Here is a 20593-nt window from a genome sequence, read left to right on the forward strand (position 1 = left end):
TCTTTTCGATTTATTCCAAAAGTTGATAGAAATTGTACCAGGTTTGTTCCTTCTCAATCAAAGGTGTGGCATTTAGACCTCGCGGCGTTAATTCATTGCTCCATTCCTTTAATGCGATTTGAAGCTGGGCTGCCTTTTCAGGATATTTGTCAATCAAGTTTTTTGCCTCATGCGCATCCGTACTTAAATCAAACAGTGCATTACGACCATCACTCAAATGAACATATTTCCAATTATCACGACGCATTGCACCCTGTCCCCAAAAGCGCCAAAACAAATCACGATTCTGTAGTGTATTTGCTTTTTTACTGAACGAAGGAATCAAATCTACCCCATCTAGTTCTTCAGGAATATTTTGCCCTGCTGCAGCTAACGCCGTTGGCATAATATCCAATGCCGAAACGGGTTGATTACACACTTGGCCTCCTTTGAAAGTACCAGGCCAACTAACCACAAATGGCACTCGAATACCGCCTTCAGAAAGCATACCTTTCTCCCCTATCCATGGTGTATTCTTTGATCCGTCCCATACAGCAAATCTCTTATTAAAAGGTTCATCAGCCATTGTCATATCCAATGGTGCACCATTATCGCTTAGAAAAAAGATGATCGTATTCTCATCAATTCCATTTTCCTGAAGTAATTTTCGAATTTTCCCAACTCCATCATCAACCGCAGAAATCATCGAAAGACCGTAACGACGACGCTCTACCATTTCCTCAGGAAAACGTTCAAGGTATTCCGGTGTAGATTCTAACGGAGTATGGGGTGCATAGTATGCCAAATAAAGGAAAAAAGGATTCGTTTTATTTCGCTCAATAAACGATAAAGCCGCTTCAGTTTTAATATCCGTACGAAAGCCTTCTTCTCGTTCCCATTTTATTGGTGTACCAAGTGTTTTTCCGGTTAAAGAAAAATTCCTCCAATACTGCTGAGACCTTCCGTAAAAATATTCATCAAACCCTTGTTGACTTGGATAATAGTCACGTAATTTTTCTTCAACTGGCCCATCATCCGTTAGTAGGAACTCCTGACCTGGAAAACGCGGATATTCTTTTGAAATATGCTCATCTAGCTCATTTTCATATGCCCATGGAATTGACCAATGACCCGGACACAAATGCCATTTACCAACCATTCCAGTTACATAACCCGCTTCTTTCATTCGCTCTGCAATAGTTACCTGATCCAATCCCATAGGAAGATCGGGTATTGCATCAAATCCAGCTCGTTGCTGATGTTTTCCGGTAAGCAATCCCACACGAGAAGGAGCACACTGTGGGGCTGTAATATACCCTGCAGTACACAAAACTCCATCAAGAGCAAGCTGATCAAGGTAGGGTGTATTTGTATCTTTTTCTTGACCATAAATTCCGAGATCAGCATAACCCATATCATCCATAAGAATAACAATCACATTAGGGGCGTCAGCCTTTCTTTCTTGGGCAACTCCAGCCGTAATTATCCCGACTAAAAAAAACAGGTTTTGTAGTATGCGTTTCATCATAAAATTCATCTTTATATTCACTAACATTTCGGTATAAAAACAAATATTGCTAGTTATAAAGTCTAAATCTAGAAACTTGAGTAGGGAAGACTGTTCTCTAAAAAATTACTTTTGTGCTTTTTTACACAACTCATTAGAAAACAACCCTAAAAAGTATTTAAACCACAGAAATCACACCTAAAAAAATAAAACATGCAAAGTAATTCCTTATTAAACGATACAAGAAAACGCTATATCAATTCTTATAAATAACCTTTACAAGATTCGATATAGCGCTTAAAATTCAATTGTTTTTTTTATTGATCAATTAGACTGAATAATTTCGAACCGACGAACTTTAACCTTCAAACTGAATAGTCTCGCTATCACTTTTATTATCTATCACAATAGCACTAGTATCTGTAGAATGAATATTTTCTCCATTAATCATAAGTCCTTTGATAGAAATATCACCACAATTTTCCATTTTTACCGGAATGCCTTCCTTACCTATTTTAACAGGACCAATTTTGTTATTTGTAAGAACAGCATTTTTAACTGCCCCCATCCATATTGCAGTTCCGTTCCATTCTTCTATCGTATTATTTTCTATAATTACACCATCTACAACACGACCATCGCCTGTCTTTCTTGGAAAAACACGATTTCTGATTTCAATCCCGGTATTTTCAATATCCTTAATATAATTATTCCTTATGATTACATTTTCTGGATAAGGGCCTTCCGCTGAGCGAGGAAGGTTCCCATTGGCAACACCATTGGCAACCACAATTCCTTCACCATTTAGACCATAAATTTTATTTCCTTCAACAAGTCCATTTGCAGGTTTAAGAAACATCGCGTATCTACGATGGTAACGAAATGTATTATTTCTAATAATATAACCAGCTCCTGATGCAGTTCGATTATAAAAAACCTGACCTTTTTTACGATTATTAGAAGCCGTTAGCCCTTTGATCGGTTGATCTAGTTCCACAGTATAATCTCTTTTTGCTATGCTTATTGAGACTACTTTAACTCTTCCTAAACTATTCCCTTTTAAAGGTTCAAATGCCTCTAGAACATCCCCTTTTTGAATCAAAGTTCCGTTATTGAGTACATATTTTTTTGGAGAAATCACTTTCTTAATACTATTTGCACTACAGTAAATGTTAATACTGTCGTCAATTTGGCCTTCAATCAAAGAATCTTCAATAATAGAACCTCGTCTATTTTGTCTAAAATGGAAACCATCTGCACAGGAAGTAATCAACCTGTCACTATCTGGTTTAAAAATCACACGAATCCCTCTAAAAACAGCACGTTCTGTTTGTTTTGCTCCGAAAGTTAAACTCGGGCAAGAATAAACAGTTATATCCTCAAGGGTGTTCTCCATACCACCCGTAATATGCATTACACCACCAGCATGCATCCCCAAAGGCAGGACAAATCTATCCCCTATTTCAATATCAGCTATATTTTTTGCTGAAAGTTCGTGTAATTTAAGTTTTACTCTTCGTTTCCCCGCTTTAGATTTCAGGATATCATAATCCCGAATACGGCATGCGTTCATCACATCTCGCTTGAACCTTCTACGTTTGGGTTCCATAATTACACCCCAGCCTCTTCCCAACGCATTTTTACCATTGTTCATTTTTACTTTACCATCTATCATCTGAGGTCCTCCAAAAAGTTTTGAATTGAATGGAGCGTCCGAAGGAATAGGATATCCTTTATGTACTTCCATCGTGAAAGTACCTTCTTGAGCATTTACATCATACACCGTTCCTTGCATAAATGGCAATGGACTATAATCTATAATAAACCCACGAACCATTACATTTTTACAATTATTAATATCCAACGCAAGCGTATCGGGAGAAATTAGCAATGTAGCTCCATTTCCATGGATAATCATATTCTCTCCATTATTTAGACGTAAAGCAAATTTTTTCGTTTTATGAGTCAACCTATATGTTTTGGCTGAGAACAACACCACACTCCCTGGCTTTTTTATAGCTGCATTCATAGTTCTTTGAATTGCAGGAGTGTCATCTGTTCGCCCATCTCCTTTGGCCCCATAATCATCTACCTTAAATATTTTTGAGGCATCACTCGGTAGCACAAATTTTTCTAGATCACCAACATAATCAGCATTGTTGTTCTTTAGAGAATCATTTCCAGCATGGAAAAGATGGGGTGTAACAGTTAAAAAACCTGTCATCAAAGTCGTTTTATGAATAAAGTCTCTTCGTTTCATTTCTGTTTCTTTAATTTATTATCATATGTACCGATCCACGGCACCACTGATTATTCTTACTTAAAATCTATTTATCTCAAATTACTTTTTACTATTTCAACCTGTTGATTTCACTAAAAAAAGCAATACACCTACCTAATTTTATGGCACTGGAGGCAAACCTACTGCCTTTAAACCTTCGGCATAGGAACGAGCAAAACTCTTTTGCCATTTTTTACTTGATTTGGCATTTTTGTACTCATCACAATATTCATGTGTGTGGTTGAATAAAGCCATATCTCCAGTAAAACGAGGATCTCCTTGTTCAACCCCTATCTTCTTCATTTTTGTCTTAAGACGGGTAATATCTGATTGATATTTTGGATTGTTAATTAAATTATTTGTCTCCCAAGGATCTTTTTCAAGATCATAAAACTCCTCACCATCATTTTCAAAATGAATGATATACTCGAATCGTTTGTCACGAATATTTCGGCAGGCTGGTAATAGCTCATTTACAGAATGGTGTTCCATACCGGTCATCATAATATCGCGACTTGCATCAATTTGACCCGATGCTTTTGAATCGATTATTTTCATCATACTTTTACCGCTCATCTCTTTTGGAATAGCAAGTCCTGCGGCATCAAGTATAGTAGGGCCAATATCGACAGCTGATACGAAATCATCTACAACTCTACCTCCTGAAGTTCGGTTCTTCCACATTAAAAAGAAAGGAACATGAACCCCTGCATCATAACCAGAAGCCTTTCCTCTTGGGGTCTGATTTGCCCCTACTTTGTTAAGTGCAAAACCACTCGGATTATCTCCACGGATAAAAGTTCCATTATCTCCTATAAAAATGACCATCGTATTGTCTAGAAATCCTTTCTCTTCCATGGCATCAAGCATCATTTTAACAGTTCTATCATAATGAAGCATTTCATAAAAAAAACCAAGTTTTTGTTTACTTGGCTTGGTAGAGTTTCCTTTAGCGTTATAGTAGTCCGATTTTAACTTCCTAACGTCGATTCCGAATTCAGATTTTGTCTTTGTAATAGCCTCATTCGTTTTCATCCAAGAACCGTGAGGTTCAAAGATACCTGCCCAAATACAAAAAGGCTTGTCAGCACTGCGTTCAGAAAGAAAACTCTTTAATCCTGCAACATAATCTCTAGGGTACAAATATTTCGTTTCTTTGGCGTCTTCTCGCATAAAACGGTTGTAATTATCACCAGCAACGGTACGCGAGTTATGCCCAACTTGACTAGGTGAAATTCCCGGACCCCAGTTTTTTCCAACAGAACATGTTTCATAACCATTTGCATTTAGAACCTGAGGATAAGTGACAAACTTTTGTGGAAAGAAAGCTTGCATAAAAGCTCCTTGTTCTAACTCCCAAAAATGCTTACCAGACAGCATAGATGCACGAGCAGGAGCACAAGAAGGCGCACTTACATAACCATTGTTAAATATAATCCCCTCTCTTGCTATTCGATCAACATTTGGAGTTGGCACATTGGAAGTTCCGTAAACACTGTGCTCAAACCAACTGACATCATCTACACTAATAATTAAAAAATTAGGTTTTTTTTCTTTTAAATCTGTTTTTGAATTTAGGAGCTCACTTTTCTCAAAAGCACTGGCCGTAAATACATTTGCTATCAACAGAAAAAATATTGTTATTTTAATAAATTTTAAAATGTTCATTCTAATATAATTATAAAGTTCCTTTTATTTTATGATTCTGAAATGTGATTGTGAAAAGTTAAATCTATGAACTAGAATAAAAAAGCCTGTTCTCAAAAAAAACAATGTTGTACTTTTTTACACATAATACTACAAAACAATAAAACAGAGTTCCATTCAACTAAAAAAATTTATTTACCCAAAAAAAACATCTTCTACTATTCAACTATGAATATTGTAGAAGATGTTAATTTTAGCTGATCATCTATTTGATTGCAAAACAATTAATTTGGAATTATTGTGGTGTCATTCTTATTTTTCAGATGGAGTTAATTTTTTTGCATCCTTCTTCAAGTCATCTAACCAAGAATCTAGTCGTTTGGCAAGCTTTTTTTCTTTCTTCTTGTTCTGTAAAGCATGTTCTCCGGCTAGTTCAGTAGGATTGACCTTTAAATCAACAAAATTATGTTTCGGAAGTTCGGTTCCATCAACAGCCATAGTCGGTCTACCATTTCGTATTTCTTTTAGGTTATCCATTCGGACTGCATGGTAATCTCCACGCCAAGACCAGAACAAATCTTTAGATGGGTAAGAAACATCCCCGGATAACCAAGGCAACAAGTTACGACCTTCATGAATATCCGCAACCTTTTCTTTTCCAGCCACTGCCAAACAGGTTGGCAATAAATCCAGAGAAGTAATTGGATCCGACACTACTTTTCCTTCAGGTAATTTTCCTGGCCAAGAAACCATAAACGGCACACGAATTCCACCTTCATAAACATCTCCTTTAGCACCTGAAAACGGATCACAACGCGAACCATTCCAATTTTTAGAATTGACCGCTACCCCTCCATTATCACTAAGAAACCAAACCACTGTGTTTTCCAATTGCCCAGTCTCTTCCAGCGTATTTAGCATTCTACCGATCCCTTCGTCAAGAGATTCCATCATTGCTACAAATTTTCGACGTACCCCATTTTTAATATGCTTGTATTTTTTAAGTTTTTCAGGTTTGGGTTGCATAGGACCATGCGGTGCAGTATAGGAAAGATACAAAAACCATGGCTCCTTTTTATGTCGCTTGACAAAATCGATACCACGATCGGTAAAAATATCCGTCGTATACGTGTCTTTTGGTAAATCCGAAAGATAAACTGCTTCTGCACTGCCTTCTTTTTTTTCTTGCAGGTGCTTGATCCATCCAATTTTTGAACGAAAATCTGGAGTTGCATAAGGAAAATACTGTGAACTCCCTGCAAAAATTTTAAAGGCATAATCAAACCCGCGCTCCCAAGGGGCATTACCTTTTCTAGTATGACTCTTGGATCGATCTTTCTGAATATCATGAAAACCGATATGCCATTTCCCAACCATACCAGTTACATAGCCTTGTTCCTTCATCTGTTCAGGCAATATTTTAACTACCTCAGAAGATGGCAAACCATTATCTTGGTGATTATCCATTACTCCAAATCGAGCCTGACTTAACCCTGTAATCAACCCTGCACGTGAAGGGCCACATTGTGGTGCAGTGACATAACCATCTGTAAAACGTATACCTCTAGCCGCAATACGGTCAATATTTGGTGTCTCAAAATCCTTTACGCCATAACAGCCCAAATCGTTATACCCCAAATCATCTGCTATAATTAAAAGTACATTCGGTTGTTGTGCTTTTCCACAGGCCGATACTATCAGTATAAAAAACAGAACTGCTGTACTATTCTTAATCTTTGTCATCTATTCTTAATTTAAAATTGTTTTAATTATGTTCACCTCACCAATCAAACCAGAAGGCAGGAGCACCTGCTCACTTTTCTCATCGTAGTGTCTCCTCGTAATAGGTTCAAGATAGCGGTCTTCCTCTTTTCCTAGCTCATCACCTATAAGTCTATTGACCCAATGATTGGCAACTCTTATTTTAAGTGTGTTTTTACCTGTTTTTAATAATTTAGTGATATCCGTTTTATAGGGTGGTTTCCATACAATTCCAGCCTTTTCGTTATTCACATAAATTTCAGCAAGTTCACATACCTTTTCTAACTCAAGGATATAACTTGCTCCGTTTTCAATAAAATCATCGGATATTTCTATATCTTTTTGGTAGGTCGCAGTCCCTGAAAAATATTTTATCCCTTTATCCATATGTGTGTGCAATGACGATAAGTTTTCGAAAATTATTTGTTCTGGCGCCCCCCATCCTTGAGGAAAACTAACCTTCCAGTCTCCACCAATCAATTTTGTTTCAACATCCGTTTTACGAACAGTAGGTGTCATTATTTTGGTGGAAGTACTATTTCTAAAGACAACAAAGGTTGCACCATAAGGCTCTAATGTAAAATTAGTTTGTACACTATTCCCTTGAATATTATAGTTGTCGCAGTTTTGAATCTCACCTGTTTCTGGATTCCATAATTCTGGTGTTTTACCATCAATCCTAAATCTTCCTTTAATAGCTACCTCCTTATCAGACTGATTCGAAACAAAATACAAATCCTGACCTTCAAGCTTTCGATGCAGATACATTACATCAGGTTCTTCTTTAACATCAGAAAACCAATCAAAATCAGGATGTATTTTTTTATTTCTCAATACTTCCTCCATAGGGATTCCCCAATATACTATCCCTTTACCAAGCGAATTTTCTATTCTATCCTCCTTAGTTACTCCCCAAATATCATCCGCTAACTTCTGAACCTCTTTATCGGTGTCTGGGTAATTCACCAACGAAGGTGATTTTTGAGGTTTGGGTGCATACAAAGTAGCACCATCAATAACCAGTTGCTTAATTGCTGCAAGCAGTTCTGGAGTAAAATCGATATTTTCAGGCAACATAAGCACTTCATACGACGCTCCATGTGGCAATACCAAACGCCCCTCTTCTACTTTCAAACGCTTTACAATGGTTTCTGTGTTACAAGCTGACCAAGCATATCCTTGAGGTGACAATTTTCGATACCAGTCTTCTTTATAATTTCTACTAAGCTCTCTATCGCCATAACATTTAGAACCAGGTGGATATGCAAAATAAACTGAATTATCTGCTCCTTCTCCGATAAATGCCAATATATCACCTACAAAATTTCCTTGTTGCAATAGATACTGACAACGCGCCAAGTAATCAAAATATGGAGATGCCATATTCCACCATGTAAGTTTACGATTCATAGCAATTCCCCATGGAACCATTTGCCACCCGGGTAAAGACTCATCAGGTTGATGTGCATAATCGTGAAAATAAAACATATTTATCCCCAATGCAAAGGCCTGATCTCCTGCCTTTTTAAGATTATAGGGGGCATGTCTCCAATCACCTCGAGAGGAAGTAAAGGCTTCAGCTGCTACCACCTTCTTGTCATACAAATGAGAAGATGCAATTGCCTCCATAAAAGCACCATTGGGACGCATCCCAGGATTATCACCTGCATTGGGACGCACCCAAAATTCAGTCATAGGTTTGTCTACTACAGAAGGGTATGCAATTGGATCCATCATATTTTGCTGCGCACCAGAAGCTTCTGCTTGATAGTTTAAACCATTGGCCTCACACAATTCTTGAATTTTCATATAGCAATTCTCTTTGTATAGATCAGCAATCGTACGTCTAAAATCCCATAGAAAGCGTTCAGATTCTTCCATACTCCCAACCACTTCATCACACAAAACAGGTAAATACGGAGTCATATCATATCCTCGAAGCTTTTTAAATTCTTCCGGAAAATCTTCAGTCCAGTTAGCAGCATAGGCTTCCCAGCTGTCTGTTAAAAAATGTGTAAAAGATTTGTCTATAAACGCACGATTATCATCGGCCAAAGTTTGAGGACCTGCTTTAAAATAATCAGTCACATGTTTGGCATTCATTTTATCACATTCCAATCCTTTTCCGGCCTTTGTTGCAGGATATGTGGTGCGACCCGTAGTAGTATAGCCTATACGAATGATTTCCCATTCACCTTCTGGAGCTTCCCAATCTAGGACACCCTCTGAAGAAAGGTGTGAAGTGATATCAATCAATGAATTTTTACGAATACTCCAATTATCTTTTAATGGAGTTTCAGAAAAATAATCACGTCCCCTACGAATGAAATTAGATGATTTTTTTAGAAAATCATTCATTTTCAAGATAGAGGCATTTGTGTTCGCTCCCATTAATTCAAACTCATGAAAGCTGAAATAATCATTTTCGGGTTTACGTCTCCCTGGCTTTGTCATAACCAACTTAAAATATTTGGCTGTGATTGCTTCAAACATTTTTACCGCTTTCGGTGCCGCTACAGACATGTTCTGCACTTTTATAAACTTCCTACCATCCTTAGAATACTCCAAAACGTATTTTGCAGGACGCTCGTTTTGGTTTGTAAGAACATCTGTTATTGCTACTCCAGTTGCCGTAAAAGGTTTTTCAAATTCAATTAGTAGCGCTACCGGTTGATCTGAATCGGCAGCATGATAAAATTTTGCCGCAGAAACTACATTTGCATCCGTTGCATTTTCGAGACCTTCCGATTTATGTGTCGAACTTACTGTAAAGTGCTGCTCATACATAGAATTTTTAGTAGCTGTAGTTGTCGGATAAGCCATCACAGCAACATCTTTATAAAAATTAAGATTGGCTGGGGGCTGTTGCAAACTTTTTTGAACTCTTTGCCCACCTTTTACATAAGATTTTGAAAATGTAATTTCTTTCATTGATTGTTGTGGACTGACCCATGGTCCTCCGGAATGACTCCAACCATCACAATTGTGAATACTAAGACGCAAATCGTATTTCTCAGCCTCAGAAAAAGCATGTTTCACCATAGCTTTCCATCCCGGTGACATATAATCATAAACCGGTTTTCTGTCTTTAAACTCGTCGGTATTGATACCAAGTGTAAGAATCGTTGCTCCTCCTATTCCTTGATCCACCATCGCTTTCAAGTCTTTGGTAATCCCCTCTTTGCTAATATGTCCGTCTATCCAATGCCACCAAACATGTGGCCGGGATTCAACAGGAGGATTTTTAAACCCTGCTTCCAATTCGCTATGTTTCATGTTATTCAATCCGCAAGAGGAAAGCATAATTAGTAGGAAATAAAAAATACTATTTAAATATTTCATTGTTTTGTTATTTGTTATGTTTATCTAAGTTTAAACTACTTTTTGGTTAGATTCCTTTTAACTTTTAATAATCTTTCTTTGATATTCACCCTCTTCGGTTATTAAATTTATTAGATATACTCCACTTGACAAATCTGATACATCAATAACTTCAGAAGGATTATTTATTCTTTTAACGAGTCTACCATTGATATCCATTATTTCAATTTGAAAAGATTGAATTGCCGTTTCAATACCAAATTTCTCTTCTACAGGATTCGGTATTATTTGAAACATATCTTTATTTTTTAATTGATCTTCTCCAATAGAAAGAGGATCACAGTCAAAAGAAAAGTTAGAAGTACTCACATTTTTACCGGCATTTATACCCGTATCAATTGATGAAATTTTTGTTTCATTATATTGATTATCGCATTCAATTTTAATGTTAGTACTGTTGATAACTTGAATTCCCTCTGAGACAGCCGCATCCCCATAGAATTTATTCCCTTTCAGCACTACATTATCTACATCCCTGAAAATAGGAGCAATCCCTACTCCATCATTCCCAAAAGTATTGTTGATAAAAGTTATATCTTGAAGTAAAGGTTCTGGAAAATCTTTAAAAGATGATGAATTCAAATAAAGTGGCCATCTTCTAATTTCAGTAAAAGAATTGTTACGGATCATTATATTCCGTGGGAAAGGCCCTTCATTGAAAGTACCAACTTCATTTGTAAGAATAATTCCTCCATCAAGATTTGTCCCAATATTATTCTCTATCAAGCCGTTCGGTGAACGAATTAACATGGCATAACGACGTTGCCCGCCAAATGTATTGTTACGAATTATATATCCTGAGTTGGATTTATTAAGATTCATCACAAATGTTGTATTCTCTTCTAGAACGGCTCCAGCAACAACTCCCTCAATTGCACTTACAGTTGTAACATCATTACCCGAAGTAGCTGCTACGATGGTTTTGCCTAAATCTATACCATTTTTCATATCAACGAATAAAAGGGTATCTCCCACTGAAAAACTGGAAGCATCATCCATTTGAAATTGTGTTGAGGAACTTTTTCCGGTAACATAATAGTAACTCCCAGAAAGATTGATGGCATCATCACAAATTCCATCTATATAACAATTCTCGATGATAGGACCTTGTTTGTTTTTCTTACAGTGAAATCCATCTCTATAACCCGATATAAGGCGGTCTGTTCCTGGCCTTCTTCGTATTTGCACACCATTCATTCGTATCTCTCCTTTATTCTCAATGATTCCAAACATCAAAGAGCGCGCTGAATAAAAAGTAAGGTTTTCACAAGTTATATTTTTACTTCCCCTTATATTATTTAAAGTCCCACCGACACCGTAAACATCAATTGTAAATCTATCATTCAACTGCATATCATCTAATGCACTATGACTATTAGACTTCAGTGTTAATTCGACTGTATTATTTGTCAATTTTGTACTAGCATCAATCCATACTAGTGAATTTTTTATGTTATAACCTGAGGCTTCCCATATCATTCCCCATGGATGAGGGCGTCCCACATCTCTATAATTATCCGTTGGAATAGGATATCCAGTATCTATCTCAAGACTAAATTTTTTATTCGTTTCATCAATATTTTTAATGGTTCCTTGTGTCCAAGTTAAAGGATCATAATCAAACTTTATATCTTTGATAAGAATATTATCAGAATCTAAAATTTGCACACCTAAAATTCGAGGTTCAATAAGCATCTCTGCTCCATTTCCTAGAATAGTTTTGTCCTTTGCACCTGTAAACTCTAATAGTTTACCGCCACCTAAACATCTGTATACTTTATCCTCAAAATGCAAAGTCGCAGGTAAAGGGTCTGCAGCAAAATCTTTTACGGCCTCTTGAATGGCATCCAAGTCATCAGTTACACCATCACCCATAGCACCATAATCACTTACATAATAATCATTTGCAACTGGCTGATCCAAATTAGGTTCAATATTCTCTTCTGGCGTAATATTTCTTCCGGCTTTAAATAATGTTGCATGCACTTGACTTTCTGTAATACTGAATAAACTTAATAATATTAGTAGTTTGATTTTTTTCATTTTAAATATTAGTTTTTATATAATCTGCATATACCTTATTAATATCAATAGTTTCACTATTTCCTTGATGTACCAACAAACGATATCGAAGAATCGTAGGTTGTTTATTGGAGAGAGGAACTGAAGTTGCTCCAGGAAAAGGATAGACCGCATTTTGCATACTACCTTTGGCACGTAAAATCCAATAATCCTGAGCACCAGGATTATCCGGGTGACATAGAATACTTAACCCAGCCTGAGGACCTATCTTCCCATAACCCCATGAAAAATCCATCCATCCAATAGATTTTACCGGGAATTTATTTGGCTCAATAGTTCCTTTTGAACCTGTAAAATGAATGTCTTCAGGAAAAAGAACCCTACAAGAAAAACCACCATAGCCTTTATCGTTTTCCGATCCTCCAATACGCATATTTTTCTCAAGAGCGAGTAATGATATTTGAATATCAATTTGTCTGTAATCATTTTCCCTTGGATACACTTTTATTGTAGTAATTTCCTTAACTACAGGTTTTTTCTTTCCATCAGAGTCCAGCCATTTATTAGTTTTCCATAAAACTTTTGATTGAATAATTTTTGCATTCCCTAGCACTTTTAACTCTTTTACGGAGGAGATCTCCCAATAAAAATCTTTTATTTCCCAGGAATTCCCTAAACGTTTGTCACCAATATATAATTGACGCCATGCCCAAAAAACACCTCGATGATGTGGATGATCAGCAGGAAAGTCTTCTGTTAATTTTTGTCCATCTAACCCGTAAATCGGATGGATATAATTAGTTCTATTAAAAGCTCCATTAAGAGATTTTTCAGCAATCTGATATGCTAAGATGCTGTCTTTATTCTCAACAAAATAAACCGCATCTTCATGGATTCTGACCTCCACTTTTTGAGCATTTATCAAGTTTGCTAAACTTATAAAATAAATAAAAATGATTATTCGATACATTGAATCTTATTTCTTGTCACTAGTTATATGTTCCTTTTTTTTCGTTTATGCTAGAACATAGAGAATTTTTAAGTTGTTTATCTCCCTTAATAATTCTAGAAATAGTGATAATTAGTTTTTTGAGCTATATTAATTCCGAAACCTTATTTTCTAAATATTTAATTTTCCATTTTTAATAAAGGGTTGCTTGTAAAGTCTCACTCCCAAGGCAGCTTTTATGGCATTTGCCACAGCCGGTCCTGCGGGCGGTAACGTAGGTTCTCCTAAACCAGTAGGAGCTATATCACTTTTAACAAAATAAGTTTCTAGCCTTGGGGTTTCATTCATTCTTATAAGTCGATACGAATCAAAATTTAAATTTTGAGCTGCCCCATTTTTTAAATCTAAATCTCCATACATAGCATGGCCTATACCATCTATCACGCCACCTACACATTGATTGTCTGCTCCCAATGGATTTACCACAACACCACAATCAACCGCACAATATACTTTTTTCACAATAGGCAATTGATTTTCAATGATAACTTCAGCTATAAGAGCCACATGCGTATTATGACTAAAATATGAGCTAAAACCTTGATAGGTTCCATTTGGAGCTTCACCCCAATTTGCCTTTTCCGTAACCAAATTAATCACACCTTCCATTCTTTTAGGGCTGTATGCCATTCTGCGATCAGAAGTGTCAGCTTTCTTCAATAACTCTAATCGTAAACTAACAGGATCTTGTTGCAATTCTTCGGCCAATTCATCCATGAAACTTTGTTCTGCAAAAGCCAAAATATTGGATATAGGTGCTCTCCATGCCATGGTAGTCACCCTACTTTTTATTCTAGCTATATCAATCTGATAGTTTTCGATAGAGGCAGCTGGAAAAAAATTAGCCCTAGAATCATTGATATTCCCACCAACTGCTATTTCTTTTAGGTAATAACTAGTAACCTTACCATTTTTAATACCTGCCTTGATTTGATATTTAACTTTAGGCCTGTAGAAGCCGTTTGCAAAATCGTCTTCTCTTGAATTCACCATTTTTATAGGCTTCTTTACCAAGTGAGAAATTTCTGCTGCTTCCAACACAAAATCATTTTTTAACCTTCTACCAAAGCCACCACCAATTCGAGTCATTTCCAACTCTATATCATCCCTATCTCGTCCCAATAAACGAGCAACTGCCATTGCCGCCCCAGTTGGGGTTTGAATAGGTCCTACCAAATGAACTTTATGCTTTGTTACATTGGCATAAAAATTCATAGGTTCTAAAGTGTTATGCGGTAAAAAGGGAGCTTCATATACAGCAGAAACTATTGTATCAGCGTCATCCAACGCAGCTTTCACATTCCCATCTTTTCTTCTAGTTTTTAGCTGAGAAGGATTCTCTTTCTCTACTAAATCCAGCATTTTTTTATCCTGTTGTGTCGTACTTTCTAATTTTTCATTTGAAGTCCATTTTACCTCAATTAGTTTCTTTGCTTTGAAAACAGTCCATGTGTTAACTCCAACAATGGCTATTTTATTTTTGAATTCAATTACATTCAAAACTCCAGATAAGTTCTTTGCTTCATCTGCATTAAAACTTACAATTTTTTGTCCAAAAGAAGGTGGTCTAATAACAGTAGCAATAAACATTCCTTCAATTTTATAATCTAACCCAAACAACGGTTTTCCGGATACAATTTTATCTAAGTCTACATTTTTAATATGTTGTCCAATAATTTTAAACTCTGATGGATCTTTTAATTTTATTTTAGTGGGTACTTTTAATTTTGTCGCATCTTCTACCAACTCTCCATAACCTAATTGATCACCCCTCCTATTATAAACAATCCCATTTTCCGCATGACAATCCTTTACAGACACTTTCCATCTCTTTGCTGCAGCAGTGATAAGCATTTGTTTGGCTGCAGCGCCTGATGTTCTCAATGGCAACCATGAAAACTCAATTGATTTACTTCCGCCGGCTCCTTGTCTTTTATATTTTTTTATATCAAGTTTAGCTTGCTCCACAATTACATTTTCCCAAGCTACATCTAACTCTTCTGCAATTAACATGGGCAAAGATGTTTTAACACCTTGACCAATCTCAGGGTTAGGTGCATAAATTATTACCTTACCATCTTGTGCAATTTTAATGAAGGCATTAAAATTAAGAAAACCTGAACGTGCTTGCTCTTCTGAAAGTATCGTAAGAGGATTTTTGGCGTTTAAAAAATTAATTCCAAACAATAAACCTCCACTTGCAAACAAGGTAGATTTTAAAAACTGTCTCCTACTTGAATCTGTCTGATTTGTTGCTTTCATAGTACATCTAAAATTAGTTCATTTCTTCTGCCGCCTTTGCCACCGCATCTTCAATTCTATTGTATGCAGCACATCTACAAATATTTCCATGCATTGCATTTCTAATTTCCTCAGTTGATGGTTTATTATTTTGATTTAAAAAAGATGCAGCTGTCATGATTTGACCAGATTGACAATAACCACATTGAGGAACATCCACCTCTTTCCAAGCTTTTTGCAACGGGTGCGAATTATTTTCAGACAATCCTTCTATCGTTTTAATTTCATTTTCTCCAATGGCACTAATTGGTAACAAACAACTTCTAATTGCGACCCCATTAAAATGAATAGTACACGCGCCACATTGACCTATACCGCAACCAAATTTAGTCCCCATCAAACCAAGTGTATCTCTCAATACCCAAAGCAATGGAGTTGTTTCGTCCACATCTATTTTATAAGACTTTGCATTGACTTTTAAATTAAATACTGCCATTGTTACTGATTTTATTCAACTCATAAACTAAATTTTCGACTATTTAAATAGGTCCATTTATTTAGAGCTTTGAAAATTATTTCGCACTAATTTTATATTCCCCACCTTTGACACGATATAGCCTATGGTTTCCATCTTTCTCTTTTGAACTCACCTTCTCCCCATTGATTGTAACCGTTTTATTTCTTGTAGGAATATAAACCACGGCTTCACTTCCAGTAGGAACAGATAATTCAATATCCATTCCTCTTTTCACTTTCTTCACTTGCACAGCAACTTTTCCTGCAAGCGTTTCATTCCCTGTTTTGGCAAATTCTAAACCAGCTAAATCTGGTTTCACCATAAAACTTTTCCAGCCGGATTCCAATGGGTACAATCCACAAACATATTGTGCCAATATGGTCAAACCACCTCCACTCCAGGCATGGTTTGTAGAACCACCACCGTAGCCACTTTTTCCAATTCCCCAACCTTCAAAAAGAGTTGTGTGATCTTGGCTGTCTACCATTGGCTGAAAACGTTTTTTCAAACGTTGCAAACCATATTCTGATTTCCCCATCAAAAACAGGGCTTCACATACATATTTTTCCATATAAGGACTCGCATATTCCTGAGTCTTCAAGGTTTTGTAAATAGCTTTAAACTTATCAGCATCTGCCAAACCTGCCACTACAGCAAGTGCCTGTCCACGGTCGTCAATATCATCTTTATAATGGTAAGAACGGTATTGCTTTCCTATCCAAAACGTTTTGTTAAATGCTTTTTTGAAATCAACCATTTGATCCGAGGCCCAAGTCGCTTCTATATCTTTCCCTAATACTTCCGACATATTTTTATATCCTTTTAGAGCAAGATAATACCACTCATTCATCAACAAATCTTTATCGACATTAGTACCCCAGTCTCCCCAATACCAACCTTTGCTTTCTTTCTCAGTCATACGTTTTACCAACACACCATTTTCGTCGAGTTTCCAAACATCTAAATATGCTTTCACGCCATCATAAACTTTTGCAATCGTCTCTTTATCACCCGTATTTAAATAATAGTTCCAAAAACCATAATACCCAACGCTAGCTAACATTTGTCCCGGTAATTCACGACCCCAATTTCCCGCAGGAATTGGTGAAAAAATTGTCCCGTCTTCTCTTTGCCAATTGATCAATTCCAAAATACCTTTTTGCGTTAAAAAACGACTTTCAGGATCGAGTGCATAAAATGCTTCTCCACTTTCATTTACCATATCTCCCCACCACTGTGAACGTTCTCGATCAGGACAATCCATATAGGTATCTCGCATGGTTACGTATAAAGTCCTTTCTGCTTTTTTCCAGAGTTTTTCGTAAAAATCATCATCGCAAGCAAAATGTCCTGTAAACTCTGTATCATAGCCAGTTTCTCGGTATTGTAAATCCAGAACTATTACTCCTTTCGGAATGATATAATGTACTTCTTGACCGTTCATCCACCCAAGGTTTTCGTATTCCTGAACTCCTTTTCTTGCTATATACTCACCACGTACATTTACGGGCCCACCTCCTTTGTAGTGATCTGTTAACACTTGTATTTCTTCACCTCCATTAGCCTCAACTTTAAAAAATGGTGTTATTTGAGCATTATAAGGCAGTTTACATACAATTGTATCTCCTTCACTTGTAAATGGGAATGCCATTTTATTTTCGTACGATTTCATACCAAAATCTTTCCATTGAGGAATTGGTCGTTTTACCAAGTTATTCCATGGTGCAACCCCTGGTTTTCCTAAAGGCACTATTCCTCTCCATTTATTTGTTTTAAAATTAGCTTTAGTGAAATCAAAATTACCTACACGTGCATCATATCGAATACTCGATTCCGGAAGTCTGAAGTTAGGCAATGGAAATCCAGCTGTTCCAAATTCATGGCGTATAGCTGCTTTCCAAGATCCATTTGTGAAAAGTTCAAATTCCGAAGTTTGGCAATCCAAAACCAATGCTGCTTTTCCACTACTGTTATGTGAAAATCCATCTTTACCAAAATACCAAACAAGCACAGAAATACTGTTTTTTCCTTTTTTCAAGAATGGTGCAATATCTACCTCATCATAATATGTATCATTGGGATTGGGACCACGCTTTAATTGTCCTTCAAAAACAGCTAATTCTCCATTGATCCACATCCAATATTTTGAATCACAGGCAATTCTAGTTATAGCACTCTCTGGCAAATTTTCAACCAGAAAAGTTTTATTGTAAGCCGTCCAGTTATTTGTTTCGTTTTGTTGTTCAAAAGCCTTTATCCATTGTGCCTTCCAATTGGTACTCTGTGCAAAAGCTGTCATGCTTATGCAAATAGTAAAGATGATTCCAAATTTTTTCATGATATTATTTTTCCTATATAGTTTACTCTCTAGATGGCGGAATTTGTTTTTAATTCATGCCTACCCAAACTCATTATTCTCAGAATTATCTACAAGTAATTTATTCATAGCTTTTAATTGCAGACCAAATAAAAGTATAGGTAACCCAGATAAAACTGGTGTGAACTTGTACTATTCAATAGCTACAGATGAAATCTATACACAATGTGGGGAACATATAAAACATCCCCCACGATTTCAACAAACTAAATCTTCATTAATTATGAATTCTTTTTACTTATCTTATCGATTTACCACCCTGGATTTTGACTAGAATTCTCATTTCTATCAATTTCCTGAGTTGGAATTGGATACAACTCATAACTTGGATCATAAGTTCCCTCTTGCGCATTAATGTTAAATTCAAATACATCCTTAACTTTTCCTAATCTTCTCAAATCAAAAATATCATGGAATTCAAAATTCAACTCCTTTACTCTTTCCATCCAAATTTCATCACGCAATGTTTCGGTTGTCCAAGCCGCTGCTCTATCTATAAGCGGAGCATTTGCTCTAGCAAGAATCACATCTAAATTATCATACACGACAGCACTTGGACCATTTAATTCATTTTCTACTTCTGCTAACATTAAGTAAGCATCTGCCAAACGATAAATAATAAAATCCGGATCTCCGTTACAACATTGGTTTTGATCAGGATCGATATATTTATTTTGCACCATACCCCTTTCTTTTAAATGGTAGGGAGGATTTACACCAAATCTTAATATTCTTCCATTCGATCTATGCTCATATTCAATTGCCAAATTCACGTCTTTTCGTTCATCAGCAACATCATAAGCATTATACAATTCTTCCATGAATCCAATAAGATACTGCCCTCCAGCATTAAAACTTGTCCATTTTGACTGAAGTGCGCCATAGCTATAAGACATAGCATTTCCGTGAACCGGTATCGATTGTGACTGCTGAACAGAAAATATCAACTCTGCGTTTAATTCCTTACTTCCATCAAATTGAGTACGGTCTTCTGAAATAGAAAACACATCAATATACCTTGGCATCAAACTATATCCATATTCCCCTTGGTTATTAATTACCTCTTCAAGGTTGGTCTTAGCCAGTGCTAGTTTTGAAGCATCTTCTAAAGGTTTCCCTGCCATTGTTAAATACACCTTACCCAATAGGAACGGAGCCGCTCCTCTAGCAACACGACCATCAATACCTTGAATAGGCAAATTCTGCGCTGCAAACTCTAAGTCAGGAATAATAATTTCATCATAAATTTCTAACATAGGACTTCTTGCCAAATAGGCTTGTTCTTCTACTTCCGTCGGTGTAAATCTCTTTGGCACATCTCCATAAAGTCTCACTAAATTAAAATACAAATAGGCTCTCATCCAACGTGCTTCTGCTATGTAAGCATTCTTTTGCTCATCTGAAAGATCAACACCTGGGAGGTATTTAATTGCCATATTACATCTATTAATGATATCAAAATGGCTTCGCCAAGTTTGATTTATTTGAGCATCAGATGCATCAAAATTATAAGTCATACGGTTTCTCACAGTAGCAGACCTAGAAACTGTAAACATTCCAGGCATCATTATTGTAAATACTCCTTGCTGCCTGTAAAAACCTATGGTATGTACTCCATGATAAATACCATTAATTGCTATTTCAGCATCTTCTGAAGTTTTAAAAAAACTTGCAGTTGTTACAGTGGAATAAGGTTCCTCTTTAAGATCAGAACAGGAAAAAATCCCTAAAGCAAGTATTAATGTTAGTAATTTAACGCTTAGTTTTTTCATACTATTATTATTTTTTATATTCAATAATGCCATGTAAGGATTACTGTTTTTAATCATTGTCTTGTGTACCAATATTTCATTTGTTCGTTTCATAGTTGT

At 36.3% G+C, this 20593-nt stretch carries 11 protein-coding genes; all 11 read right to left on the bottom strand.

All coding sequences use genetic code 11. The features are described from left to right. Window positions 1–10: 10 nt before the first annotated feature. Complete coding sequence (locus P8H68_RS04550) at window positions 11–1504, bottom strand: sulfatase-like hydrolase/transferase (protein WP_300322169.1); 1494 nt, start codon at window positions 1502–1504, stop codon at window positions 11–13. Window positions 1505–1844: 340 nt separating this feature from the next. Next, window positions 1845–3746 carry a glycosyl hydrolase family 28-related protein gene (locus tag P8H68_RS04555; RefSeq protein ID WP_300322171.1) on the bottom strand — a complete coding sequence of 634 codons (1902 nt, stop codon included), beginning with the start codon at window positions 3744–3746 and terminating at the stop codon, window positions 1845–1847. A gap of 141 nt (window positions 3747–3887) precedes the next feature. Then, the gene (locus tag P8H68_RS04560) at window positions 3888–5435 is read right to left on the bottom strand and encodes a sulfatase (protein WP_300322173.1); all 1548 of its coding nucleotides are present in this window, start codon (window positions 5433–5435) and stop codon (window positions 3888–3890) included. A gap of 291 nt (window positions 5436–5726) precedes the next feature. Beyond that, the gene (locus P8H68_RS04565) at window positions 5727–7157 is read right to left on the bottom strand and encodes a sulfatase-like hydrolase/transferase (RefSeq protein ID WP_300322175.1); all 1431 of its coding nucleotides are present in this window, start codon (window positions 7155–7157) and stop codon (window positions 5727–5729) included. 6 nt (window positions 7158–7163) lie between these two features. Beyond that, window positions 7164–10451, bottom strand: coding sequence for a glycosyl hydrolase (locus P8H68_RS04570; protein WP_300322177.1), 3288 nt, complete (start codon window positions 10449–10451; stop codon window positions 7164–7166). Window positions 10452–10574: 123 nt separating this feature from the next. Continuing rightward, window positions 10575–12599 carry a T9SS type A sorting domain-containing protein gene (locus tag P8H68_RS04575; protein ID WP_300322179.1) on the bottom strand — a complete coding sequence of 675 codons (2025 nt, stop codon included), beginning with the start codon at window positions 12597–12599 and terminating at the stop codon, window positions 10575–10577. 1 nt (window position 12600) lies between these two features. Then, window positions 12601–13548: a DUF6807 family protein gene (locus P8H68_RS04580; protein ID WP_300322181.1), complete on the bottom strand. Its 948-nt coding sequence runs from the start codon at window positions 13546–13548 to the stop codon at window positions 12601–12603. Window positions 13549–13698: 150 nt separating this feature from the next. Continuing rightward, window positions 13699–15849 carry a molybdopterin cofactor-binding domain-containing protein gene (locus P8H68_RS04585; protein ID WP_300322183.1) on the bottom strand — a complete coding sequence of 717 codons (2151 nt, stop codon included), beginning with the start codon at window positions 15847–15849 and terminating at the stop codon, window positions 13699–13701. A gap of 13 nt (window positions 15850–15862) precedes the next feature. Next, complete coding sequence (locus P8H68_RS04590) at window positions 15863–16324, bottom strand: (2Fe-2S)-binding protein (RefSeq protein WP_300322185.1); 462 nt, start codon at window positions 16322–16324, stop codon at window positions 15863–15865. 76 nt (window positions 16325–16400) lie between these two features. Next, on the bottom strand, window positions 16401–18683 hold the full coding sequence (locus P8H68_RS04595) for an alpha-L-rhamnosidase C-terminal domain-containing protein (RefSeq protein ID WP_300322187.1): 2283 nt from the start codon (window positions 18681–18683) through the stop codon (window positions 16401–16403). Window positions 18684–18973: 290 nt separating this feature from the next. Beyond that, window positions 18974–20587 (bottom strand): RagB/SusD family nutrient uptake outer membrane protein, encoded by a 1614-nt coding sequence (locus P8H68_RS04600; RefSeq protein ID WP_300322189.1) that lies wholly within the window; start codon window positions 20585–20587, stop codon window positions 18974–18976. Between the last annotated feature and the right edge of the window lie 6 nt (window positions 20588–20593).

The sequence above is a fragment of the Flavicella sp. genome, from assembly GCF_029238425.1.
GTDB lineage: Bacteria > Bacteroidota > Bacteroidia > Flavobacteriales > Flavobacteriaceae > Flavicella.